The 23,948-nt window shown below is 51.3% G+C and carries 21 protein-coding genes; 17 read left to right on the top strand and 4 right to left on the bottom strand.

Annotated features, from left to right (window positions below):
• The 5 genes from QMN38_RS18045 to QMN38_RS18025 all read left to right on the top strand — a co-directional run.
• Positions 1-1,327 (top strand): beta-galactosidase small subunit family protein (locus tag QMN38_RS18045; RefSeq protein ID WP_323605519.1); only part of this gene is annotated, 1,327 nt, incomplete at its 5' end.
• 99 nt (positions 1,328-1,426) lie between these two features.
• Positions 1,427-2,926: an APC family permease gene (locus QMN38_RS18040; RefSeq protein WP_271449679.1), complete on the top strand. Its 1,500-nt coding sequence runs from the start codon at positions 1,427-1,429 to the stop codon at positions 2,924-2,926.
• 136 nt (positions 2,927-3,062) lie between these two features.
• On the top strand, positions 3,063-4,139 hold the full coding sequence (gene ygjJ / locus QMN38_RS18035) for a protein YgjJ (RefSeq protein ID WP_323605518.1): 1,077 nt from the start codon (positions 3,063-3,065) through the stop codon (positions 4,137-4,139).
• A 44-nt stretch (positions 4,140-4,183) separates the two neighbouring features.
• Positions 4,184-6,535, top strand: coding sequence for an alpha-glucosidase (gene ygjK / locus QMN38_RS18030; protein WP_323605516.1), 2,352 nt, complete (start codon positions 4,184-4,186; stop codon positions 6,533-6,535).
• A 229-nt stretch (positions 6,536-6,764) separates the two neighbouring features.
• Positions 6,765-8,783, top strand: a complete 2,019-nt coding sequence (locus QMN38_RS18025) for an NADPH-dependent 2,4-dienoyl-CoA reductase (RefSeq protein WP_323605514.1) — start codon at positions 6,765-6,767, stop codon at positions 8,781-8,783.
• A gap of 152 nt (positions 8,784-8,935) precedes the next feature.
• On the opposite strand, the gene rlmG is transcribed toward QMN38_RS18025, so the two are convergent.
• Positions 8,936-10,072 (bottom strand): 23S rRNA (guanine(1835)-N(2))-methyltransferase RlmG, encoded by a 1,137-nt coding sequence (gene rlmG / locus QMN38_RS18020; protein WP_271442092.1) that lies wholly within the window; start codon positions 10,070-10,072, stop codon positions 8,936-8,938.
• A gap of 202 nt (positions 10,073-10,274) precedes the next feature.
• Here rlmG and QMN38_RS18015 point away from each other — a divergent pair, with 202 nt between their 5' ends.
• The 4 genes from QMN38_RS18015 (at position 10,275) to sstT (ending at position 14,575) form a co-directional block, all read left to right on the top strand.
• Entirely contained in the window at positions 10,275-10,775 is a 501-nt protein-coding gene (locus QMN38_RS18015) for a M48 metallopeptidase family protein (RefSeq protein WP_271442091.1), read from the top strand.
• Positions 10,776-10,847: 72 nt separating this feature from the next.
• Positions 10,848-11,846 (top strand): Gfo/Idh/MocA family protein, encoded by a 999-nt coding sequence (locus tag QMN38_RS18010; RefSeq protein WP_271456257.1) that lies wholly within the window; start codon positions 10,848-10,850, stop codon positions 11,844-11,846.
• Between the two features lie 270 nt (positions 11,847-12,116).
• Entirely contained in the window at positions 12,117-13,085 is a 969-nt protein-coding gene (locus QMN38_RS18005) for a TerC family protein (protein WP_323605512.1), read from the top strand.
• A 245-nt stretch (positions 13,086-13,330) separates the two neighbouring features.
• Complete coding sequence (gene sstT, locus QMN38_RS18000; protein ID WP_271455136.1) at positions 13,331-14,575, top strand: serine/threonine transporter SstT; 1,245 nt, start codon at positions 13,331-13,333, stop codon at positions 14,573-14,575.
• 16 nt (positions 14,576-14,591) lie between these two features.
• On the opposite strand, the gene QMN38_RS17995 is transcribed toward sstT, so the two are convergent.
• From QMN38_RS17995 to uxaC, 3 genes are all read right to left on the bottom strand, one after another.
• Positions 14,592-15,146 (bottom strand): YgjV family protein, encoded by a 555-nt coding sequence (locus QMN38_RS17995; RefSeq protein WP_323605510.1) that lies wholly within the window; start codon positions 15,144-15,146, stop codon positions 14,592-14,594.
• 121 nt (positions 15,147-15,267) lie between these two features.
• Positions 15,268-16,755 carry a UxaA family hydrolase gene (locus QMN38_RS17990; protein WP_271442086.1) on the bottom strand — a complete coding sequence of 496 codons (1,488 nt, stop codon included), beginning with the start codon at positions 16,753-16,755 and terminating at the stop codon, positions 15,268-15,270.
• Positions 16,756-16,769: 14 nt separating this feature from the next.
• Complete coding sequence (gene uxaC / locus QMN38_RS17985; protein WP_323605507.1) at positions 16,770-18,182, bottom strand: glucuronate isomerase; 1,413 nt, start codon at positions 18,180-18,182, stop codon at positions 16,770-16,772.
• Between the two features lie 474 nt (positions 18,183-18,656).
• Between uxaC and exuT the strand changes: the two genes are divergently transcribed.
• From exuT to QMN38_RS17945, 8 genes are all read left to right on the top strand, one after another.
• Entirely contained in the window at positions 18,657-19,958 is a 1,302-nt protein-coding gene (exuT, locus tag QMN38_RS17980; RefSeq protein ID WP_048213342.1) for a hexuronate transporter ExuT, read from the top strand.
• A gap of 134 nt (positions 19,959-20,092) precedes the next feature.
• Positions 20,093-20,869, top strand: coding sequence for a transcriptional regulator ExuR (exuR, locus tag QMN38_RS17975; RefSeq protein WP_005131459.1), 777 nt, complete (start codon positions 20,093-20,095; stop codon positions 20,867-20,869).
• A gap of 349 nt (positions 20,870-21,218) precedes the next feature.
• Positions 21,219-21,881 (top strand): DedA family general envelope maintenance protein YqjA, encoded by a 663-nt coding sequence (gene yqjA / locus QMN38_RS17970; RefSeq protein WP_005131462.1) that lies wholly within the window; start codon positions 21,219-21,221, stop codon positions 21,879-21,881.
• A gap of 3 nt (positions 21,882-21,884) precedes the next feature.
• Entirely contained in the window at positions 21,885-22,268 is a 384-nt protein-coding gene (gene mzrA, locus QMN38_RS17965; protein WP_137382502.1) for an EnvZ/OmpR regulon moderator MzrA, read from the top strand.
• Positions 22,269-22,415: 147 nt separating this feature from the next.
• Positions 22,416-22,784, top strand: a complete 369-nt coding sequence (locus tag QMN38_RS17960; protein ID WP_323605522.1) for a DUF1090 domain-containing protein — start codon at positions 22,416-22,418, stop codon at positions 22,782-22,784.
• 33 nt (positions 22,785-22,817) lie between these two features.
• A complete protein-coding gene (locus QMN38_RS17955; protein WP_003024832.1) occupies positions 22,818-23,123 on the top strand; it encodes an ElaB/YgaM/YqjD family protein in 306 nt (101 codons plus the stop codon).
• Positions 23,124-23,125: 2 nt separating this feature from the next.
• Positions 23,126-23,521: a phage holin family protein gene (locus QMN38_RS17950; protein ID WP_271442083.1), complete on the top strand. Its 396-nt coding sequence runs from the start codon at positions 23,126-23,128 to the stop codon at positions 23,519-23,521.
• Positions 23,521-23,820: a YqjK-like family protein gene (locus QMN38_RS17945; RefSeq protein ID WP_323605506.1), complete on the top strand. Its 300-nt coding sequence runs from the start codon at positions 23,521-23,523 to the stop codon at positions 23,818-23,820. The genes QMN38_RS17950 and QMN38_RS17945 overlap by 1 nt, the downstream gene beginning before the upstream one ends.
• Positions 23,821-23,948 lie beyond the last annotated feature (128 nt).

Genomic DNA, 23,948 nt, shown 5'->3' with positions numbered 1-23,948 from the left:
AGCTGATAGAAACAGAAGCCACTGGAGCACCTCAAAAACACCATCATACACTAAATCAGTAAGTTGGCACCATTACCCAATAAATCCGGCATTAGGCCTGTTTGAAATAGAAAACCGATACGATTTTATCGACCTGCGCCACCTCGATATTCAGTACAGCATCTCTGAGGACGGGCATCAAATTGCCAACGGCAGTCTGGGTTCCCTTTCCCTTGCCCCAGGCCTGCGCCATTCAGTAAATGTTCCCGTAGCAAACCTGGCGCTTCAGGAGAATAAAGAGTACCTGGTGACACTCAGTGCCGTCACTAAAAACGAAATACCGCTTATTGGCAGTGGCTATGAAATTGCCTGGGAGCAGTTCAGCATCACGCCTCCCGCTACGTTTCATATCTCCCCTGAAGCCTATTCTCTTGCTCTCTCGGTACAAGAAACGTCTTCTGCTATTGAGATCAATGGATCTTATTTCTCTCTTGCGTTTGATCGCCTCAGTGGTCGTATGGATCGCTTTACCGTTAGCGGAAAAGATCTTCTCCTTACCGGTATCGAACCTAATTTCTGGCGTGGGCTCACGGATAACGATCTGGGTGCCAGACTTTTCGATAAGTCTGCAGTCTGGAAAGACGCCGGTAAGCAGCGCGTATTATCCGACCTCAAAGTATCGCAGACCGCCAGCCACGAAGCGATCGTGACCAGTGAATTCTCGCTTCCCACCGTGGACTGCAAATATGTGCTGACCTACACCATCTATTCGACCGGTGAGCTGCGTGTCAGCGTTGATTTTATACCGGGTAATCGCGAGCTTCCTCTTTTACTGCGTATGGGTACTCAGCTGACATTGCCCAGCGAATTTAACTATATCCAGTGGTTTGGCCGTGGTCCGGTGGAAACCTATGCGGACAGAAAAGGCGCCAAAGCCGGTATCTACGGCGGAACGACCTGGGAGCAATTTCATGCTTACCCGCGACCACAGGAAAGCGGTAATAAAACGGATGTTCGCTGGGTGCGTATTGTCAATCATGATGGGCTTGGTCTGGAGGCCATTGCCGACTCGCAATTATTAAATACCAGTGCCTGGCCTTTCGCCGCCAGTGAGCTCGATTTTGTCGCTGACAATAACGGCAGTAGCGCATCCGGGTTAACACCATTATCACGCAAACATGGCGTTGATGTTCAGCCAGGAGATATCACCACATGGAACATCGATTTAGCGCAGATGGGTACCGGTGGCCAAAATTCATGGGGTTCTTTGCCACCCAAGGATTATCAACTACCGGCCCAACCTTATCACTATGCTTTTTATTTACGCCCGGTATGTCGCAATACGTAAGGTGATTTTTATTTCTCCCCTTTTCGAATGTCCGCTACAGGGCATTCGAAATGCTCTTCTAAATAGAACTATATTGATACACAAGTAAAGGGAAATGGTATGTCTGAAAAATCCGATGCAAGATATCAGATGTCATTAATAACATTCCTGTTTTTCTCCATTGCCGGAGGGGGATTTGTTCTTAAAGGCGTTGTAAGCCAATACACTGACTGGGGGTATAACTCCTGGTTATTATATGCTTTCGCTTCATTATTTTATGCAATTCCTTACACCTTCATGATCATTGAGCTTTCATCGATTAAAAAGCTACGTGAATCTGAGAGTGGATATCAGACATGGTTGAACCTGATTTTGGGTCGAAAACTGGGATTTATTGCCGGTTTCTTCTATTTCTACGTTAATATTTTTTATTTCGTTGACCTGTTACCTAACATCATTACCTATTTTATCTACACCTGTACCAGCGATGTTGCCTTTGTTACCGCATTAACCAATCAAACCTGGTTTAAGCCGGTGATCAGTATCACTTCAATCGCGCTGTTCTGGCTGGCAACATGGGTATCGATGAAGGGGCCAAAATGGCTATCCCGTGCGCTGTCGTTCTCTGGATACGCCGGATTTGCACTGACTATGTTGTTCATCATTGCGGCAACCTGGAAGTTATCTTCTGGTACGGTCACATTTAACGGAACGCCGATTGCGCCAGAGTATTTACAGCACATTGATTTATCCTGGTCAAAAATAGCCTCAATGTCATGGGCCTTACAATCGTTAGGTGGGCTGGAAGCATTAGCGGCATACAAACGAAATATTCGGGGTGGCGATCGTAATTTCAGAACTGGGTTAATTCTTAACGTATTTATCTTCTCAGGTATTATTGTTATTTCGTCTATCCTGATGAATTTTATTTTACCTGCAGATCAGGCCGCCAACCTTGGCTTGTTATCGGCTATTTATGTGGCCTTCCAACAGTTAGGCTTCCCCGACTGGTGGACCAACGTCATTGCCTTATTCCTGATGATCACCACCCTGTGTGGCTCGCTCATGTTATGGACCGCCGCACCGGTTAAAATGCTGTTTGTTGATGCGCCAAAAGGTATCTTTGGCCATAAACTCTCTGAGGTAAACAGTGAGGGTACGCCAGTCAATGCCCTGAAGATGCAGGGTGTAGTGGTCACAATTATCATTATCCTGTTTATGCTGGGCCAGTTTAACTCTGAAATGAATACCATCCTCGTGGCCGTTAAAAATCTTGATGGGGGGGCTGCAACAATTCCTGTGCTGTTTATGGTTGCAGGCTATATCAAGCTACGTATGAAGCCCAACCACCATGACTACGTCCGTGATTTCCACTTCCTGGGAAAAGGGCGTTTTTGGGCACTGTTATCCGTTGCACCAATAGTTATTATTTTTACTGCCTCTACGGTTGCGGCATTAATTCCAGGACCAGAAGACTGGAGTGCAAACTTTATGGGTTCATTAATTCAGGTCATTCTTGGACCGGTCAGTATTATTGCCGTGTTCTATTATTGCAGCATTATGTATAACCGCTGGAGGATCAAAAACCCTCACGACAACTCACTCTTTAATAAAATTTAATTATAATTTTCAGTTATAAATTTATCGTTTAAAGCCCGCCACGTCGTCAATAACATGACAGCGTGGCGGGTTTATGAATGATATAACTACATGACTAATATAAAAATACAATAATATATTCTGATGGAATAGAAAAATGACATTTAATATTAATGCTCCCGGGGCACTGATCGCCCTTTCCTTTTGTTGTTACTTACCTTTGGTTGTCGCATCAGAAAGCATTCCAGCCGAACATGACGACACCAAAACGCCAGAAATCACGAATACCGAACCTTCATATCGTTTTTATGGCGAGATGGGGGTGGGAGGTTATACGGCGCTGGAGGGGGATTATAAAGGAAAATACGAAGACGGCACTTATATTGAAGGTGGCGTGGAAGGTCAATATGGCCACTGGTTCGGGCTTATATACGGTGAGGGGTGGACAGTACAGGCAGACCACGATGGTAATGCCTGGGTGCCCGATCATGGCTGGGGTGGTTTTGAAGGAGGGATAAACCGCTTTTGGGGTGGTTATCGTACCGATGATAAAACCGAAATTATCCTGAGCCTGCATAACGACTCTTCCCTGGACGATCTGCAATATTGGGCAGATTTCACACCAGAGTTTGGTTATGAACTTCCCAATACCCGCGATATTGCCACAGCTGTCAAAGTACAAAACCTTAGCGGTGATTTCCGTTATAGCATCATCGCGACACCGGCTGGTCATACCGATGAAGATAAAGCGTGGCTGCATTTTGGTAAATACGATCGCTACTCCGATAAATATATCTACCCTGCAATGGCAAACGGCTATATCCAGTATGACTTTATGAAAGATGTCACCTGGATGGGCGGGACAGAAATTACCGATGGCACCGGCCAGCTTTTTGTCACCGGTATTCTTACGCCGAACTTCGGCGCACGTGTCTGGCACCATACCGGACGTGGTGAAGGGCTGGGTAATCCGGGAACGGAAACCGGCGCAATGGTCAGCGCCATGTATGAGGCGTTTAAAGGCTTTTATCTCTCTACAGCCTACAGCTACGCGCAACACAACCTGGATAACGATCCCGACACAACCACATCCTATGCGCAATTTGGCATCTGGTACGAATATGGCGGCGGTAAATTCGCCACGGCTTTTGATAGCCGATTCAACCTGGGTAACAGTACTGACGATTCAGATAACAAAATATTCCTGATGCAGTATTACTACTGGGGTCATTAATTTCTCTGTTTATTTTGCTAAATGTGAAAAGGAGCTTCGTCATTATGAAAAAAATATATTCGTTAACCCCGCTAGCCTGCGCGTTACTATTTAGCATGTCAGCGCATGCAGCAACCGCCACGGATTTTAAAGATGTTATCGATCGCCACGGCGCACCTGAATATATGCGTGATACCAATAACGACAGCCATCAGCGCTTTAATCCTTTCTTCGATCTGGGTTCATGGCATGGGCACTTGCTGCCAGACGGCCCAAATACCATGGGGGGCTTCCCCGGCGTCGCTCTGCTAACCGAAGAGTACATTAATTTTATGGCGACTAACTTTGATCGCCTGACGGTGTACCAGAGCGGTAAAAAAGTGGCCTTCGCGATGCAGGCGTACAGCATTCCGGGCGCACTGATACAAAAACTGACGGCCCCCGGCATCGAAGTTAACATGACCCTGCGTTTTGCGGATTCACACACCTCGCTGCTTGAAACCAGGATAACGAGTGATACTCCACTGGATCTGGTGTGGGATGGCGAGCTGCTGGAAAAAGTGGAGGCAAAAGACGGGAAACCGACGTCGACCAAAACCGTCGATGAAGAGTATCCGGATTATCAACGCAAAATCGTCGCCACCCGCGATGGCCTGAAAGTCACCTTCGGCAAAGTGCGTTCGACCTGGGATCTGCTTACCTCTGGCGAGTCAGAATATCAGGTGCATAAATCGCTGCCGATGAAGACGAAGGTCAGCGGTCATCGCTTCACCAGCAAGGCGCATATCAAAGGTTCAACCACGTTCTATACCACCTATTCACATCTGCTGACTTCACTGGAAGTCAGTAAAGAACAGGCGCAAATCCGCGATATTCTGGCGCGCCCGACTTCTTACATGCTCGCCTCACAGCAGCGCTGGGAAGAGTACCTCAAAAAAGGGTTGAACAATCCGGATGCGACAGCCGAGCAAACTCGCGTCGCAGTAAAAGCGATTGAAACCTTAACCGGTAACTGGCGTGTCCCGGAAGGCGCAGTAAAACACAATACCGTAACGCCGTCGGTGACGGCCCGTTGGTTCTCCGGTAACCAGACCTATGCCTGGGATAGCTGGAAAATTGCCTCGGCAATGGTGCACTTCAACCCAGAGATTGCAAAAGACAGCATTCGTGCGCTCTTTGACTGGCAAATCCAGCTCAACGATCCCATACGGCCGCAGGATGCCGGTATGATCCTCGACCTGGTGACCTGGAATAAGATCCCGGAACGCGGCGGCGACGGCGGTAACTGGAATGAGCGCAACACCAAGCCCAGCCTGGCAGCATGGTCGGTGATGGAAGTTTACAACGTCACCAAAGATAAGGCCTGGCTCGAAGAGATGTACCCGAAACTGGTCGCGTACCACGACTGGTGGTTACGTAACCGCGATCACAATGGAAACGGTGTCCCTGAGTACGGCGCCACGCGGGATAAGGCTCACAACACCGATAGCGGCGAAATGCTCTTCACGGTGAAACAGGGCGACAAGGAAGAAACTCTCTCCGGGTTGAGTCACTACGCAACTGTCATCAGTAAGGGCCAGTATGACAGCCTGACGATCCCAGCACAGGAAGCCGCCGGCTGGGAATCCGGACGTGATGATGCCGCCGTATTTGGTTTTATCGATAAAGATCAGCTGGATAAGTACATTGCCAACGGGGGTAAACGCAGTGACTGGACGGTCAATTTTGCTGAAAACCGGGATAAAAATGGCAATCTGGTCGGTTACTCATTGCTTCAGGAGTCTGTCGATCAGACCAGCTACATGTACAGTGATAACCATTATCTGGCAGAGATGGCAACGATCCTCGGTAAACCAGAAGACGCGAAGCACTATCAGGCGTTAGCGAAGAAGCTGGCCGATTACATCAATACCTGTATGTTCGACCCGGCAACAAAATTCTATTATGACGTTCGTATTGAGGACCAACCGCTGGCGAACGGCTGCGCGGGTAAACCGATCGTCGAGCGTGGTAAAGGACCGGAAGGCTGGTCGCCGCTGTTTAACGGTGCAGCCACACAATCCCACGCGGATGCGGTAGTTAGCGTGATGCTCGATCCGAAAGAGTTCAACACATATGTCCCACTTGGCACCGCTGCACTGACCAATCCGGCCTTCGGCGCGGACATATACTGGCGCGGGCGCGTCTGGGTGGATCAGTTCTGGTTCGGGCTAAAAGGGATGGAGCGTTATGGCTATCGCGATGAAGCGCTAAAACTGGCCGATACTTTCTTCCAGCATGCCAAAGGGCTGACGGCAGAAGGTCCAATTCAGGAAAACTACAACCCGTTGACCGGCGCACAGCAGGGCGCGCCGAACTTCTCCTGGAGCGCGGCGCATCTCTATATGCTGTATAACGATTTTCTTAAAAAACAGTAATCGGTAGCATTTTGCCGGATGACGCTGCGCTTATCCGGCCTACAAAGCCACATTTTCACAGGCCGGATAAGGTGCTGGCACCGACATCCGGCAAATTCGTTCTCTGGCCCCGCGCCTTTTTTGAATCCCATCACAATCACGACATTCCCCTTTTCCCTTTTGCGCGGTGACGGCTAAATTAGTAACTCATCCGACCACATAACAATAATTTTACATACTGGACACCTTTATGAGCTATCCGTCGCTGTTCGCCCCGCTCGATTTAGGCTTCACCCGGCTTAAAAACCGCGTGTTGATGGGTTCAATGCATACCGGGCTGGAAGAGTATCCCGATGGTGCAGAACGGCTGGCTGCGTTCTATGCTGAACGCGCTCGTCACGGCGTAGCCCTGATTGTGACCGGAGGAATTGCGCCCGCGCTATCGGGCGTGGGTATGGAAGGCGGCGCAATGCTAAACGACACCAGCCAGTTGGCGCACCACCGTATCATTACCGATGCTGTGCATGATGAAGGCGGGAAAATCGCCCTGCAAATCCTGCACACCGGCCGCTACAGCTATCAACCGCATCTGGTTGCGCCTTCCGCCATTCAGGCCCCTATTAACCGCTTTACGCCGCATGAATTGACGCACGATGAAGTGCTGCAACTGATTGAAGATTTCGCCCATTGTGCACAGCTGGCGCGGGAGGCAGGTTACGATGGCGTGGAAGTGATGGGTTCGGAAGGCTATCTGATCAACGAATTCCTGACTCTGCGCACCAACCAGCGTAATGATGACTGGGGTGGTGACTATGCCAACCGCATGCGTTTTGCCGTGGAAGTCGTACGGGCGGTGCGCCAGCGTGCCGGCAGTGACTTTATTATTATCTTCCGCCTGTCGATGCTCGACCTGGTGGAGCAAGGCGGAACCTTTGACGAAACCGTCCAGTTAGCACAGGCTATCGAAGCCGCAGGTGCCACAATTATTAACACCGGCATCGGCTGGCATGAAGCGCGTATCCCCACCATCGCCACACCGGTGCCGCGTGGCGCGTTTAGCTGGGTAACGCGCAAACTGAAAGGTCATGTGACGATCCCACTGGTCACCACTAACCGTATTAACGATCCGACCGTTGCGGATGACATTCTGGCCCGTGGCGATGCCGATATGGTATCGATGGCCCGGCCGTTCCTGGCCGACGCTGAGTTGCTGTCAAAAGCGCAAACAGGACGATCCGATGAGATCAACACCTGTATTGGCTGCAACCAGGCTTGCCTGGATCAGATTTTCGTGGGAAAAGTTACTTCCTGCCTGGTGAATCCACGCGCCTGTCATGAAACCAAAATGCCCATTGTTGCAGCTACTCACCTGAAGAATCTGGCCGTTGTGGGTGCGGGCCCTGCAGGTCTCGCTTTTGCCATTAACGCCGCCGCACGTGGTCACCACGTGACGCTGTTTGACGCGCATGGTGAGATTGGCGGGCAGTTTAATATCGCCAAGCAGATCCCCGGCAAAGAAGAATTCTATGAAACACTGCGCTACTACCGCCGGATGATCGACGTAACGGGTGTCACACTGAAACTCAATCAGTTTGTTAGCGCCCACGAACTGCAAGCCTTTGATGAAGTGATCCTCGCCAGCGGGATCGAACCGCGCATGCCGCCGATCGACGGTATTGAACACCCTAAAGTACTGAGCTATCTCGATGTCCTGCGTGATAAAACGCCGGTAGGAAAGCGCGTGGCGATCATTGGTTGCGGAGGGATCGGTTTTGATACCGCCATGTATCTGAGCCAGCCCGGCGATCCCACCAGCCAGAATATTGCCGAGTTCTGCGTGGAATGGGGAATCGACACCAGCCTGCAACAGCCCGGCGGTTTACGTCCGGAAGGGCCACATCTACCCCGCAGCCCACGCCAGATAGTAATGTTGCAGCGTAAAGCCAGTAAACCTGGGCAAGGTTTAGGTAAAACAACGGGATGGATCCACCGCGCTACCCTGCTTTCACGCGGCGTAAAAATGATCCCGGCGGTGAGCTATCAGAAGATCGATGATGACGGGTTACACGTGATGATCAACGGCGAGCTACAGATCCTGAATGTGGATCACGTGGTGATTTGCGCCGGCCAGGAGCCACGTCGGGAGCTGCTTGATCCACTGCATGCTGCGGGTAAAACAGTACATCTGATCGGGGGGTGTGATGTGGCGATGGAGCTGGATGCCCGACGTGCTATTGCACAAGGGACAAGGCTGGCACTGGAAATTTAACGTCACGTCTTTCGTAGGCCGGATAAGGCGGTCACGCCGCCATCCGGCAATATGTGCATGTGCCGATTTGCCTGATGGCGCTGCGCTTATCAGGCCTACGGGGTAGCTCATTGTAGGCCGGATAAGGCGTTAGCCGCATCCGGCACACGCGATTAACGACGACGACCCAACTTCACCGCTTTCAACACCACAAACTTATTGTTGGTGGCAATGGTCTCGCAGTTGCCGAAAATCTTCTTCAGCTTGTGGAAGTAGTCGAGGTGGCGGTTGGCCACGATGTACAGTTCACCGTTGATTTTCAGGCAGCGACGCGCGTGGTGGAACATCTCCCAGGCGATGTTATCGGTTAGCGCATGTTTCTGATGGAACGGCGGGTTACACAGCACGGCGTTAAAGCGGAAAGGCTCCACGCCAGACAGCGCGTTGTTGATCATAAATTCACAGCGATCCAACGCTTCAGGCATGTTGCTTTCGACGTTCAGGCGGCTTGATGCCACCGCCATCGGTGATTCATCCACAAACACCACGCTCGCTTGTGGGTTCTTCTCCAGCAAAGTCAGGCCAATCACACCGTTGCCACAACCGAGATCGACAATCTCCCCTTCCAGATTTTCCGGCAGGTGCTCAATAAAGAAACGTGCGCCAATATCCAGCCCGGTACGGGAGAAGACGTTGGCATGGTTATGGATAGTCCAGTCGGTGCCTTCCAGTTTCCAGCTCAGCGTCTGCGAGGCATCAGCCAGTTCTGGATTACTGAAGGTGCAGTTAATCAGACGGGCTTTTTTCCACGCCAGCGTGGTAGTGGTTGGGCCTAGCACCTTTTCAAACAACTCAAGCGTTGAGGTATGAATATCACGCGCCTTCGCCCCCGCAATGATGCGCGTTTGCGGCGTGACAACCTGACGCAACGCACGGAGCTGTTGTTCCAGCAGCGCCATCGTTTTGGGAATTTTAATCAGCACAATGCCTGGTGCCTGCGGGTATTCAGCGGTGCTGTCGAGAAACTTGACGCTGGATTCCGCGATATCGTTATGGCGCAGGTTTTCACGCGTCCCCAGCTCGCTTAAATAAGAGTCGCCAATACTGTATGGTGTATGTTCCGCCAGTGCACAGCCCAGCGCGCCGAAAGTATCATTCAGGAGAAGCACCGGGCCGCTAATCTCGGTATCGTCCAGCTGTTGCAACAGATATTCATCTGCAGCTTCCCACGCCAGCAGCGGGTTAACGTCATCCGTTTCCGGGAAACGTTTAAGTGACAGCGAACGGAAACCGTTGTCTATGTGGCTCATCGGCCCTCCTGAATGGTAAAATTTCGGCGTATCCCTGAAAAGGGTGCGTGAGTATACAACATTTTGAATACACAAAATCATTCAAGTTGCATCAAGGCGGCAAGTGAGTGAATCCCCGGGAGCGTACATTTAGTACGTGACTGGGGTGCGCGAACACAGCCAACACAGAGGCAGCTTGAAGGATGAAGTGGATGGGACATGAATGAACCAACTAACTTACCTCCAGGGCTACCCGGAGAATTTACTTTCCCAGGTTCGTACGCTGATTGCTGAACAGCGTCTGGGGGCGGTGCTGGAAAAGCGTTATCCCGGTACACATGACTTCGCAACTGACAAAGCGCTCTGGCAATATACCCAGGATCTGAAAAATCAGTTCCTGAGAAACGCCCCGCCGCTGAATAAAGTCATGTATGACAGTAAGATACACGTGCTGAAAAATGCGCTGGGACTACATACTGCCGTCTCCCGCGTGCAGGGTGGCAAACTCAAAGCCAAAGCGGAGATCCGCGTCGCTACCGTGTTCCGTTCTGCGCCTGAACCTTTTTTACGCATGATCGTCGTGCATGAACTGGCACATCTGAAAGAAAAAGAGCACGACAAAGCGTTTTATCAGTTGTGCTGCCATATGGAGCCGCAGTACCACCAGTTGGAGTTTGATACCCGCCTGTGGCTCACGCAACAATCGCTGAAGCAAACTGCGTAGTCGCGCACTGGCTTTGTCTTCAGGGCATGCTAAATTGACGCAAGGATCCCTTTTCGCAGCCTGAAGGCATTTATGATACGTTTCGCAGTGATTGGCACAAACTGGATCACCCGCCAGTTTGTGGATGCCGCCCATGAAACCGGCAAATATAAGTTAACCGCAGTGTATTCCCGTAGCCTTGAACAGGCACAGACCTTCGCCAATGATTATCCCGTCGAGCATCTGTTTACCTCGCTGGAGGCAATGGCGCAAAGCGACGCAATTGATGCCGTTTACATTGCCAGCCCGAACTCTCTGCACTTCCCGCAGACAACGCTGTTTCTACAGCACAAAAAGCATGTCATTTGCGAGAAACCGCTGGCCTCAAATCTGGCACAAGCCGAAGCTGCTATCGCCTGCGCGCGTGAAAATCAGGTCGTGCTGTTTGAAGCGTTTAAGACCGCCAGCCTGCCTAATTTCCTGCTATTACAGCAATCACTACCTAAAATTGGGCGAGTCAGGAAAGCGCTGATCAATTACTGCCAGTATTCTTCACGTTATCAGCGTTATCTGGACGGTGAAAATCCCAATACGTTTAATCCGGCGTTTTCTAACGGTTCGATTATGGATATCGGCTTTTACTGTCTGGCCGCTGCGGTTGCGCTCTGGGGTGAACCACTGAGCGTTCAGGCAAGTGCCAGCCTGCTGGAAAGCGGCGTCGATGCCCACGGCGTAGTCGTACTCAATTACGGTGATTTTAGCGTCACGTTGCAGCACTCGAAAGTCAGTGATTCCGTACTGGCCAGCGAAATTCAGGGCGAATCAGGATCGCTGGTTGTCGAGAAAATTTCCGAGTGTCAGAAAGTGTGCTTTATTCCGCGCGGTGGCAAAACACAGGATCTTACGGTGCCTCAGCACATCAATACTATGCTTTATGAGGCAGAGGCTTTTGCTCATCTGGTTGACTCCGGCGAAGTGGATCATCCAGCACTGAACGTCAGTCGTATTACCGCCAAACTGCAAACGGAGATTCGCCGCCAGACCGGTGTTATTTTCCCCGCAGATGATGCTCAGATACCGCTGACTGCGTAAAAGTGTGTAAAACGAATGTTGCAGGCCATTGACTGAAGGCATGGCCTGTAATATTTTGTAACCCGCAAAGGGGAGTAACTTCGTTGTCGGTTGATCGTCATTACGATGTGTGAAAAACCACATCCGGTCACCGGGCGACAACAAGGGAATACGCTGTCGTATTCCTTTGTTGTTGTAAGTGAGACCTTGCCGAATGGCAAGGTCTATGCATAAAAAGCAGCGGCTAACGTCATTCGGCGTTGGCCGTTTTTTTATGCATGGGGAAATAAAATGAATACTGTTGGCACACCGTTGTTATGGGGTGGCTTCGCTGTCGTGGTGGTCATTATGCTGGCCATCGATCTGCTGCTACAGGGCCGTCGTGGCGCACATACGATGTCGATGAAGCAGGCCGCGGCCTGGTCAATCGTCTGGGTAACGTTGTCGTTGGTGTTTAACGCGGCATTTTGGTGGTACCTGGCTGAGACTCAGGGCCGTGCCGTTGCCGACCCGCAGGCGCTGGCGTTCCTGACCGGCTATCTGATCGAGAAATCACTGGCGGTAGATAACGTCTTTGTCTGGTTGATGCTATTTAGTTACTTCTCCGTACCTGCGGCACTGCAACGTCGGGTACTGGTGTATGGCGTACTGGGCGCGATTGTATTACGTACGATCATGATCTTCACGGGCAGTTGGCTTATCGCCCAGTTCGAATGGCTGCTGTACGTGTTCGGCGCATTCCTGCTGTTTACTGGCGTGAAGATGGCGCTGGCGAAAGAAGACGCTTCCGGTATTGGCGACAAACCCTTAGTGCGTTGGCTGCGCGGCCATTTACGTATGACCGATACCATTGAAGACGAAAAATTCTTCGTGCGTAAAAACGGTCTGCTGTTTGCAACGCCGCTGATGCTGGTATTGATCCTGGTTGAACTGAGCGATGTGATTTTTGCCGTCGACAGTATTCCGGCAATCTTTGCCGTCACCACCGACCCGTTCATCGTACTGACCTCTAACCTGTTCGCTATCCTGGGTCTGCGTGCGATGTACTTCCTGCTGGCGGGCGTGGCGGAGCGTTTCTCCATGCTGAAGTACGGCTTGTCGGTCATTCTGGTGTTTATCGGTATCAAGATGCTGATCGTCGATTTCTACCATATCCCGATCGCTATCTCGTTAGGTGTGGTCTTCGGTATTCTGTTTGTGACGCTGGTTGTGAATGCGTGGGTCAACCACCAACACGATAAAAAGCAGCAAATACAGTAACTTCTACTTAGCTAGTTGATAAAGCCCGACCGCACATTGCGTGCGTCGGGCTTTTTGCTGGACATGTCAAAACAATGTTAATTTAAAGTTATAAAACATGATCTGAGCGCGGAAACCAGGATATTTATCTTCCCGAACCGGCATCTTTCCTTATACTCAGCCATGCAAACACTTTGTTACATCCAGAAAGATGCGTCATGAGAACGCACAACGGGTGAACAACAACACAATCAAAGGATGACTACATGACTACGCTACGTTCATCGGGGCTGATCTCGCGTTTGGCGCAAGGGAGCCTGGTTAAACAAATTTTGGTCGGTTTGGTACTGGGGATTCTGCTGGCACTGGTTTCAAAACCTGCGGCAGAAGCCGTCGGCCTGCTGGGGACACTGTTCGTCGGCGCATTAAAAGCCGTCGCCCCAATCCTCGTGCTGATGCTGGTAATGGCCTCAATCGCAAACCACCAGCACGGGCAAAAAACCAATATCCGCCCTATTCTGTTCCTTTACCTGCTGGGAACCTTTTCAGCAGCATTAGCCGCCGTGGTGTTCAGCTTTGCCTTCCCTTCGACGCTGCATCTTTCCAGCAGCGCCAGCGATATCGTGCCGCCATCCGGCATTATTGAGGTGATGCGCAGCCTGCTGATGAGCATGGTTTCTAACCCCATTGATGCGCTGCTGAATGCTAACTATATCGGTATTCTGGTATGGGCAGTCGGCCTTGGCTTTGCGCTACGCCATGGTAATGAGACGACCAAGAATCTGGTCAATGATATGTCCGATGCCGTCACGTTTATGGTGAGACTGGTTATCCGCTTTGCACCGATAGGTATCTTCGGTCTGGTCTCTTCCACACTGGCGACGACGGGTTTTGCCACCCTCTGGGGCTACGCGCAGCTGCTTGCCGTACTGGTTGGCTGTATGCTGCTGGTTGCGCTGGTGGTCAACCCGCTGCTGGTGTTCTGGAAAATTCGCCGTAACCCGTACCCACTGGTATTGGCATGCCTGCGTGAAAGCGGCGTGTACGCCTTCTTTACCCGCAGCTCTGCAGCCAATATTCCGGTGAATATGGCACTGTGCGAGAAGCTGAATCTGGACCGTGACACCTACTCTGTATCCATCCCGCTGGGCGCTACCATCAATATGGCAGGCGCGGCGATTACCATCACGGTTCTGACGCTGGCGGCGGTGAATACGCTGGGTATTCCAGTCGATTTACCGACGGCACTGTTGCTGAGCGTGGTGGCATCGCTGTGTGCTTGCGGCGCATCGGGCGTCGCGGGGGGTTCTCTGCTGCTGATCCCACTGGCGTGCAACATGTTCGGTATCCCGAATGACATCGCCATGCAGGTGGTCGCCGTTGGCTTTATCATCGGCGTATTGCAGGATTCCTGTGAAACGGCGCTGAATTCATCAACAGACGTCCTGTTTACCGCTGCTGCCTGTCAGGCGGAAGACGAACGCCTGGCAAACAACGCCCTGCGCGGCTAATCTCTGCGCCCCTCCGTCATCGGGCGGAGGGGTTCCCTTCTTGTACGCTTTTTTCAATTTTGAAGGGATCAATGCCGCGTTTTTGCATGCGCCGGAAGCGAATAATGTTCAGGCCGTTCATCACCAGAAAGCTACCTTCGATCATCGTCCCGCCAATCGACCCTAACCAAAAATTATGGATAACCCAGCAGGCGGTTGCGCACCACATCACACAGCGCACGGTTAACCCTTTGCAACGAAACAATGCCCAGGTACTGGCAAGCGTGCCTATTATCGGCAACAGTTCCATCGCATGCTGTAATTTTGCCAAGCCAAGAACCAGCGTGAGGACAATAAAAACCGTCATGACCCACAGCTTGCGGGTATGCATTGAGACCAGGGTACGTACGGTATTAAGCTCAGCGCTCATTCCCGCGGGCCAGGCCCCCATCAGAAAGAAGTGTACGCCAATGGTGGCGCTATAGACGGCGAGCTGTAGCCGGAACCGGCGCTCGTCACGATTAAAAAAAGTGGTAATCCCGATCAGAAAGGCGATGACACCAACGCCCTGGGCCAGCCAATACGCGGTCATGCAGCAACTCCAACTCCATTTCGTAGGCCGGATAAGGCGTTTACGCCACCATCCGGCAACGGTTTATGCCTGATGGCGCTACGCTTATCAGGCCTACGCGATCCGTAGGCCTGTACAATGACTACAACGTTACACCACTTTTAAAAATAGCCAGTTCACGGAAATCATTGCGTTCGTTACAGGTCTGTTTGCCGTTGGCAAACTCAACGATGGTATCGACAAACTCATTCAGCAGTTGCGGCATCGCTTTACCGTGGATTAACTGCCCGGCATCAAAATCGATCCAATGCTTTTTCTTCGCGGCCAGCTCGCTGTTGGTCGCGATTTTCACCGTCGGTACGAAACCGCCGTACGGCGTACCACGCCCGGTACTGAACAACACCATATGACAGCCGGCCCCCGCCAGCGCACTGGTCGCAACGGCGTCATTGCCCGGAGCACTTAACAGATTCAAACCTGGCGTTTTCAGACGTTCGCCGTAGCGCAGTACATCGACAACTTTGCTGGAACCCGCTTTCTGTGTGCATCCCAGCGATTTATCTTCCAGCGTGGTGATGCCACCCGCTTTGTTCCCCGGCGATGGATTCTCGTAGATCGGCTGGTCGTGAGCAATGAAGTATTGCTTGAAGTCATTGACCATGGTCACCAGCTTACCGAAGGTTTCTTCGTCGCGGCAGTGGTCCATTAATAGCTGTTCGGCACCGAACATCTCCGGGACTTCAGTCAGCACGGTTGTACCGCCGTTCGCGATCACGTAGTCAGAGAAACGCCCCAGCATCGGGTTAGCGGTGATCCCAGACAAGCCGTCAGATCCGCCACATTCCAGACCAAACTTCAGCTCGCCGAGTTTACCCGGCTCACGCTTATCGTTACGCATCACGCTGTACAGCTGGTGGAGATGCTCGATCCCCGCTTCCACTTCATCTTCCTGGTGCTGGCAGACCATAAAGTGAACGCGTTCTGGATCATACTCACCTAACGTTTCGCGAAAAGCATCAACCTGGTTGTTTTCACAACCGAGGCCAACCACCAGCACCGCCCCCGCATTCGGGTGACGCACCATATTTTGCAGCATGGTGCGGGTGTTGATGTGGTCGTCACCCAGTTGCGAACAGCCGTAGGTGTGGCTGAAGAGATGAACACCATCGATACCTTCGGCGTCGTGGGTCTCTTTCAGGAAACGGGTTTGCATCTGACGTGCCATCGCATTGACGCAGCCGACGGTCGGCAGTATCCACAACTCGTTACGTACCCCAACATCACCGTTCGCGCGGCGATAAATCTGCACGTCGCGATCGACTGCCTGAGCAACTTCCGCCTGAAAATCCGGTTGGTAGCTATACGTGTCCAGATCGCTCAGATTCGTGCGCGTGTTGTGAGCATGAATGTGCTCACCCGCAGCGACATCAACCAGCGTATGGCCAATTGGCAAACCATATTTAACGACGTTTTCGCCTTGCGCAATATCGCGTAAAGCAAATTTATGGCCACGTGTTACCGCCTGGCGCAGGGTAATCGCCTGTCCATCAACGGTGACTTCGGTCCCTTCGGCCAAATCAGCGAGCGCTACCGCGACGTTATCCAGCGTGTGGATCTTGATGTATTGCATACCAACCCCGGGCCTTAGTTCAGTTCAATGGCGAAGTAATCGCGCGCATTGTTGAAGCAAATATTTCTGACCATTTCACCCAGCAGTTGAATATCTGCAGGTGCTTCACCCGCGGCAACCCAACGGCCAATCATCTGGCACAGGATGCGACGGAAATATTCATGGCGCGTGTACGACAGGAAGCTGCGACTATCGGTCAGCATGCCGACGAAGCGGCTCAGCAAACCGAGCTGTGCCAGTTGCGTCATCTGACGTTCCATCCCGTCTTTCTGATCGTTGAACCACCAGCCGGAACCGAACTGCATTTTGCCCGGCATGCCTTCACCCTGGAAGTTACCGATCATGGTGCCCAGCACTTCGTTATCACGCGGGTTCAGGCAGTAGAGAATGGTTTTCGGCAGCAGGTTCTGTTCATTCTGCTTGCTTAGCAGTTTGGACAGTTCTTCAGCCATCGGACGGTCGTTAATGGAGTCGAAACCGACATCCGCGCCCAGCAGTTTGAACTGACGCAGGTTGTTATTACGCAATGCGCCAATGTGGTACTGCTGCACCCATTCGCGACGTGCGTATTCAGCGCCAAGGAACACCAGTACGGCAGTTTTGAACTGGGCAACTTCGTGCTCACTCAAGGTTTCACCCGCCAGACGACGCGCCAGGATGTTATCCAGTTCAGCTTCGTTAGACTCGGCAAACAACACCACATCCAGCGCATGGTCGGAGACTTTACAGCCGTGTGCAGCAAAGTGATCAAGACGTTTAGTTAGCGCGGTTTGCAGGTCGGTAAAGCGGCGGATCTCGGTGTCAGAAACTTCACCCAGTTTCGCCATGTAATCGTTAAAGGTCGCCAGTTCAATGTTGAAGGCTTTATCCGGACGCCAGCTTGGCAGCACTTTGATAGCAAAGGTGCTGTCTTTCGCGACCGCAGCGTGATGCTCCAGAGAATCGATCGGATCATCAGTGGTGCCGACCATTTTTACATTCATCTGCTGCATGATTCCACGCGCGGAAAACTGATCCTGCGCCAGCAATTCGTTGCACTGATTCCAGATTTCATCGGCAGTCGCAGGAGACAACAGCTTACCTGTAATACCAAATGGGCGACGCAGTTCAAGATGCGTCCAGTGATAGAGCGGGTTACCGATGGTGTGCGGGACCGTGGCTGCCCATGCGTCAAACTTCTCGCGATCGGACGCATCACCGGTACACAGGCGTTCAGCGACACCGTTAGTGCGCATGGCGCGCCACTTGTAGTGATCACCCTTCAGCCAGATGTCATACAGGTTATTAAAACGGTAGTTATCAGCGATTTGTTGCGGCGGCAAATGGCAGTGGTAATCGAAGATAGGCTGGTCTTTGGCGTAATCATGATACAGACGGCGGGCAAATTCGGTATCCAGCAGGAAATCTTCAGTCATAAACGGGGTCATTATCGTCTTCCTCTCAGCGAGTGCGTCAGATTGCTTATGTTTTGATGTTGTCAAAGTTATCACACCAATTTCCATACGCTGAAGATATTTTCGTGAGTTAGATCAACAAATGATGACAAAAAAATTACTCTCAAAGAGGTAAAACTCATGGCAAGCCGCGCCAGCACTGGCTTTGCTGAATCGAATTAATGACCACACGAAGATTCACACTTTTGTGATGGCACTCACCTTTTAAAGCTGTATGACAAGTTATCTTTTTGCCGTCGCGATACATAAGCCGACGGAATGCAAATTACCGATGGTCCACCATCGGATTGACCGGTACGGAAACCGAATTAGCACAATCATTGACATGGCAAAGTTCGGGGCAGTGCCGGTTTTTTTTCGGTCACGCCCTTCGTAAAAGAACATCCTCCGCCCTGGACTGGAAGATGACCGCTCGTTAGCGGACATAACAAAACGATGAGGTTTTACATGCGTAAAATTAAAGGGTTACGTTGGTACATGATCGCACTGGTGACGCTTGGCACCGTGCTGGGTTACCTGACACGTAACACTGTGGCGGCAGCTGCGCCAACGCTGATGGAAGAGTTACACATCTCCACTCAACAGTACTCCTATATCATCGCAGCGTATTCTGCTGCTTACACCGTAATGCAACCCGTTGCTGGCTACGTGCTGGATGTGCTCGGCACCAAAGTAGGTTACGCGATGTTCGCCGTTCTGTGGGCCGTCTTCTGTGGTGCCACGGCGCTGGCTGGTAGCTGGGGTGGACTGGCACTGGCACGAGGTGCAGTCGGTGCCGCAGAAGCCGCGATGATCCCAGCGGGTCTGAAAGCCAGTTCTGAATGGTTCCCGGCAAAAGAGCGTTCTATTGCTGTCGGTTACTTTAACGTTGGTTCTTCTATCGGCGCGATGATTGCTCCGCCGCTGGTCGTGTGGGCTATCGTCATGCACAGCTGGCAGATGGCGTTCATTATTTCTGGTGCCCTGAGCTTCATCTGGGCGATGTCCTGGCTTGTTTTCTATAAACACCCACGCGACCAGAAAAAACTGTCTGACGAAGAGCGTGATTACATCCTTAACGGTCAGGAATCACAGCATAAAAACAGTACCGCGAAGAAAATGTCGCTTGGCCAGATCCTGCGTAACCGCCAGTTCTGGGGCATCGCGCTGCCGCGTTTCCTGGCAGAGCCGGCCTGGGGTACATTCAACGCCTGGATCCCGCTGTTCATGTTTAAAGTCTACGGCTTTAACCTGAAAGAGATTGCGATGTTCGCGTGGATGCCAATGCTGTTCGCTGACCTCGGCTGTATCATCGGGGGTTACTTACCGCCACTGTTCCAGCGTTGGTTCGGCGTAAACCTGATCGTGTCCCGTAAAATGGTCGTCACCATGGGCGCACTGCTGATGATTGGCCCAGGGATGATTGGTCTGTTCACCAGCCCGTATATTGCTATCGCCCTGCTGTGCGTCGGTGGTTTTGCTCACCAGGCACTGTCTGGCGCGCTGATTACGCTCTCTTCTGACGTATTTGGCCGCAATGAAGTTGCGACCGCTAATGGCCTGACGGGTATGTCAGCCTGGCTGGCGAGTACCCTGTTTGCCCTGGTCGTAGGCGCCCTGGCTGATACCATCGGCTTTAGCCCACTGTTCGCCGTACTGGCAGTATTCGACCTGCTCGGTGCGTTAGTCATCTGGACGGTACTGCAGAACAAGTCGGCAAGCGAGATTGATTCGGGCCCGCAAACCGGCTCTCCCGCTACGCAAAATTAACCTGACGCGAGTCGTCATAGGTATATAATGCAGAGCCGCCAGTTGACTGGCGGCTTTTTTGTCGGTGCGAGTAGAGCCGCCATCGCAAAAGTGGTATAACAAATATAGTCTGCCGTATCATGCCTGGAGTGCATATGGAAATCACTGAACCACGACGTTTGTACCAACAACTTGCTGCCGATCTAAAAGAACGCATCGAGCAAGGCGTCTATCTGGTGGGCGATAAACTTCCCGCCGAGCGCTTTATTGCCGATGAAAAGAACGTCAGCCGTACCGTGGTTCGTGAAGCGATTATCATGCTCGAGGTTGAAGGCTACGTTGAGGTGCGTAAAGGATCGGGTATCCACGTCATCTCTAACCAGCCCAAACATTATGTTGCTCCCGACGAAGGTCTGGAATTCGCCAGCTATGGTCCTTTTGAATTGCTGCAAGCGCGTCAACTTATTGAGAGCAACATCGCCGAGTTTGCCGCCACTCAGGTGACCAAGCAGGACATCATGAAACTGATGGAAATCCAGGAGAAGTCGCGCAACGAAAAAAGCTTTCGTGACTCCGAATGGGACCTGCAGTTCCATGTTCAGGTTGCGCTGGCGACACAAAACTCAGCTCTGGCCGCCATTGTTGAAAAAATGTGGACTCAGCGCGTTCACAACCCCTACTGGAAGAAATTGCACGATCACATTGATCTGCGCACGGTAGACAACTGGTGTGATGACCATGACCAGATCCTGCGGGCATTAATTCGCAAAGATCCGCATGCAGCCAAACTGGCGATGTGGCAGCACCTTGAGAACACGAAACAGATGCTGTTTAACGAAACCAGCGATGATTTCGAGTTCAACGCGGATCGTTACCTTTTCACAGAAAATCCGGTAGTTCATCTGGATACAGCTGCAAACAGCACAAAATAAACGTTCTGACTTTCACAGGCGCGGTAATAGCGCCTGTTTCTGACACTCGGTAAGCATTAGGTATAAAGTGTCAGCCTGTGTAAATCCTCTCGCCTCACTCCATTGCGATAAGCAAAATCAGAGTTCAACCACCGTAATTTATATAACGGACTACGTTGACCTTTGTTACAATTAAAAGCGTTTTGAATTTTTTATGTGTTAGTGCTTGCTTACTTCACAACTTAACAGGGAACAGTTCAGGCCGTGAATTTGTGCAGACCGCGATCCATGCAAAAAACACCAATAAAATCGCGGCATTACAAACTCAAGAACAACGGCGTGACCATAACCGATTCTCCAGGAATACTGAATGGAACTACTGACTCAATTACTGAATGCTTTATGGGCTCAGGATTTTGAAACTCTGGCCAATCCTTCCATGATTGGTATGCTGTATTTTGTACTGTTTACAATTTTGTTTCTGGAAAATGGGTTGCTACCAGCGGCCTTTTTACCTGGCGACAGTTTGCTGGTACTGGTCGGCGTACTTATTGCCAAAGGCGCAATGGGTTTTCCGCAAACGGTACTGCTACTCACCACCGCAGCCAGCCTCGGTTGTTGGCTCAGCTATATTCAGGGCCGATGGCTAGGTAATACCCGCACCGTGCAGAACTGGCTTTCTCATCTTCCGGCTCATTATCACCAACGCGCGCATCATCTTTTCCACAAACATGGCTTATCCGCGCTGTTGGTCGGTCGCTTCATTGCGTTTGTCAGAACATTACTGCCGACCATTGCTGGGCTGTCAGGCCTGAATAATGCGCGTTTTCAGTTCTTCAACTGGATGAGCGGTCTATTGTGGGTACTGATTTTGACAACGCTGGGCTATCTACTGGGCAAAACACCTGTTTTTCTTAAGTATGAAGATCAGCTCATGTCCTGCCTGATGCTGCTTCCTGTCGTATTACTGGTGGTTGGCCTTGCCGGTTCACTGGTTGTACTCTGGAAAAAGAAATACGGGAACCGAGGGTAAATTATGCTGAAATCACGCATAACGCTCCGACGACTGGCCTGGACCACCTCCTTTATGCTGTTTTTGGGCGCGTTAATTCTGACCTGGTCGGTCATTCGCCAGCAGGAATCGACGCTTGCCATTCGCGCCATAAACCAGGGTGCCAGCATGCCAGACGGCTTCTCTATCTGGCATCATCTGGATGCCAACGGCATTCGTTTTAAAAGTATTACTCCGCAAAATGATGCGCTGCTGATCACCTTTGATTCCAGCGCGCAAAGCGCAGCCGCAAAAGCTGTACTGGACAGAACGTTGCCACACGGCTTCGTTATTGCTCAACAGGATGATGACAATCAGGCAGTGCAGTGGTTATCTCGTTTACGGGATACACCGCACCGCTTTGGTTAATCTCCAGGAATCTGAATTAGATCACTCACTTTGGTGATTTCACCGTTTAGTGCCTATGATTAATAAACTGAAGTTATGACCTACAGCTTTATTATTCTGGAGCATCGACCCAAAGCACCGGGTCGAATCACAATGGAAGGTTCAAGAATGAAATACCGCATCGCTTTGGCAATTAGTCTTTTCGCTCTCAGTGCCGGCAGCTACGCTAACTCCCTCTGTCAGGAAAAAGAACAAGATATTCAGCGGGAAATTAGCTATGCCGAAAAGCACAACAATCAGAGCCGCATCAATGGGTTGAACAAAGCGCTTAGTGAAGTTCGGGCAAACTGTACTGACAGCAAACTGCGCGCGAATCACCAGAAAAAAATCGCAGAGCAGAAAAATGAGATAGCCGAACGTCAGCGTGATTTAGCCGAAGCGAAGCAAAAAGGCGATGCGGATAAAATCACAAAACGCGAACGTAAGCTTGCAGAGGCTCAAAAAGAGCTGAAGGAACTTGAGACCCGCGATTACTAAGTACGGTAACTACCCACTCACCTGGAGAAAACTATGTCGAAAGATAACGCTACGGAAAATCTGCGCGCTGAGCTGAAATCCCTTGCGGATACGCTCGAAGAAGTACTGAGCTCCTCTGGCGATAAGTCGAAGGAAGAGATGAGTAAAATTCGCAGCAAAGCTGAACATGCGCTGCGCGAGAGCCGCCATCGCCTGAGCGAGACCAGCGATGTGATTGCTAAGCAAACCCGTGAAGCTGCCGCCAAAGCCGATAACTATGTACGCGAAAACCCATGGACAGGCGTTGGTATTGGCGCTGCGGTCGGTGTGGTGCTTGGTGTACTGCTGTCGCGCCGCTAACAATGGCTGACTCTCAACACGCACAAGGTCCGGGCAAAAGCGTCCTGGGGATTGGACAACGGATCCTCACGATTCTCGTTGAGATCGTAGAGACCCGATTACGGCTGGCCGTCGTTGAGCTGGAAGAGGAAAAAGCTAACCTTGTCCAGATCGTGCTGATGCTGGGACTGACTATGCTCTTTGCGGCATTTGGGCTGATGAGCCTGATGGTGCTTATCATCTGGGCCATTGACCCTCAGTACCGCCTGAACGCGATGATTGCCACCACCGTTGTGCTGTTGCTTTTGGCGCTCGTTGGCGGGATATGGACATTACGTAAAGCCCGTAAATCGACACTCTTACGCCATACGCGCCACGAACTTGCTAATGACAGGCAGGCCCTGGAGGATGATGTCTAATGAGCAGTAAAGTCGAGCGCCAAAAACGTAAGGCACAACTGCTTGGTCAGATCCAGCAGCAACGGCTGGATCTGTCTGCCACCCGCCGCGACTGGCTGGAGGTTACAGACGTATACGATCGTGGCTGGAAAACGCTGCTGAACCTGCACGCCTGGGTGCTGGTCGGCAGCAGTATTATGGCTGTACGGACCATTCGTAATCCTAATCTGCTGGTTCGCTGGGCTAAACGCGGCTTTAGCGTCTGGAGCGCATGGCGTCTGATTAAATCGACAATCAGACAGCAACAATTGCGCGGTTAACCCCTGCCGTATCCCCTATTTTGCGGGTTCCTCAAATTTTTTGAAAATTACTGACAGTTTTCCTTGCTAACAATTGTCATTCAGCACGTCTATGATTCTCTCCATCGACAGCAACGACGCGCTCTGCA

Origin of the sequence: Citrobacter sp. R-1.5.2 (genome assembly GCF_035064245.1) — a bacterium.
In the GTDB taxonomy this organism is placed as follows: Bacteria; Pseudomonadota; Gammaproteobacteria; order Enterobacterales; family Enterobacteriaceae; genus Citrobacter.
Note: the sequence above shows the minus strand (reverse complement) of the source record. Positions and strands in the feature narration are given on the sequence as shown.

Coding starts and splice junctions, on each gene's coding strand:
- ygjK (WP_323605516.1), top strand. CDS start 4,184: ATGAAAAAAATATATTCGTTAACCCCGCTAGCCTGCGCGTTACTATTT.
- yqjA (WP_005131462.1), top strand. CDS start 21,219: ATGGAACTACTGACTCAATTACTGAATGCTTTATGGGCTCAGGATTTT.
- QMN38_RS17990 (WP_271442086.1), bottom strand. CDS start 16,755: ATGCAATACATCAAGATCCACACGCTGGATAACGTCGCGGTAGCGCTC.
- QMN38_RS17950 (WP_271442083.1), top strand. CDS start 23,126: ATGGCTGACTCTCAACACGCACAAGGTCCGGGCAAAAGCGTCCTGGGG.
- QMN38_RS17995 (WP_323605510.1), bottom strand. CDS start 15,146: ATGACCGCGTATTGGCTGGCCCAGGGCGTTGGTGTCATCGCCTTTCTG.
- QMN38_RS17955 (WP_003024832.1), top strand. CDS start 22,818: ATGTCGAAAGATAACGCTACGGAAAATCTGCGCGCTGAGCTGAAATCC.
- rlmG (WP_271442092.1), bottom strand. CDS start 10,072: ATGAGCCACATAGACAACGGTTTCCGTTCGCTGTCACTTAAACGTTTC.
- exuR (WP_005131459.1), top strand. CDS start 20,093: ATGGAAATCACTGAACCACGACGTTTGTACCAACAACTTGCTGCCGAT.
- QMN38_RS18010 (WP_271456257.1), top strand. CDS start 10,848: ATGATACGTTTCGCAGTGATTGGCACAAACTGGATCACCCGCCAGTTT.
- QMN38_RS17945 (WP_323605506.1), top strand. CDS start 23,521: ATGAGCAGTAAAGTCGAGCGCCAAAAACGTAAGGCACAACTGCTTGGT.
- QMN38_RS18040 (WP_271449679.1), top strand. CDS start 1,427: ATGTCTGAAAAATCCGATGCAAGATATCAGATGTCATTAATAACATTC.
- QMN38_RS17960 (WP_323605522.1), top strand. CDS start 22,416: ATGAAATACCGCATCGCTTTGGCAATTAGTCTTTTCGCTCTCAGTGCC.
- uxaC (WP_323605507.1), bottom strand. CDS start 18,182: ATGACCCCGTTTATGACTGAAGATTTCCTGCTGGATACCGAATTTGCC.
- QMN38_RS18005 (WP_323605512.1), top strand. CDS start 12,117: ATGAATACTGTTGGCACACCGTTGTTATGGGGTGGCTTCGCTGTCGTG.
- QMN38_RS18015 (WP_271442091.1), top strand. CDS start 10,275: ATGAACCAACTAACTTACCTCCAGGGCTACCCGGAGAATTTACTTTCC.
- exuT (WP_048213342.1), top strand. CDS start 18,657: ATGCGTAAAATTAAAGGGTTACGTTGGTACATGATCGCACTGGTGACG.
- sstT (WP_271455136.1), top strand. CDS start 13,331: ATGACTACGCTACGTTCATCGGGGCTGATCTCGCGTTTGGCGCAAGGG.
- ygjJ (WP_323605518.1), top strand. CDS start 3,063: ATGACATTTAATATTAATGCTCCCGGGGCACTGATCGCCCTTTCCTTT.
- mzrA (WP_137382502.1), top strand. CDS start 21,885: ATGCTGAAATCACGCATAACGCTCCGACGACTGGCCTGGACCACCTCC.
- QMN38_RS18025 (WP_323605514.1), top strand. CDS start 6,765: ATGAGCTATCCGTCGCTGTTCGCCCCGCTCGATTTAGGCTTCACCCGG.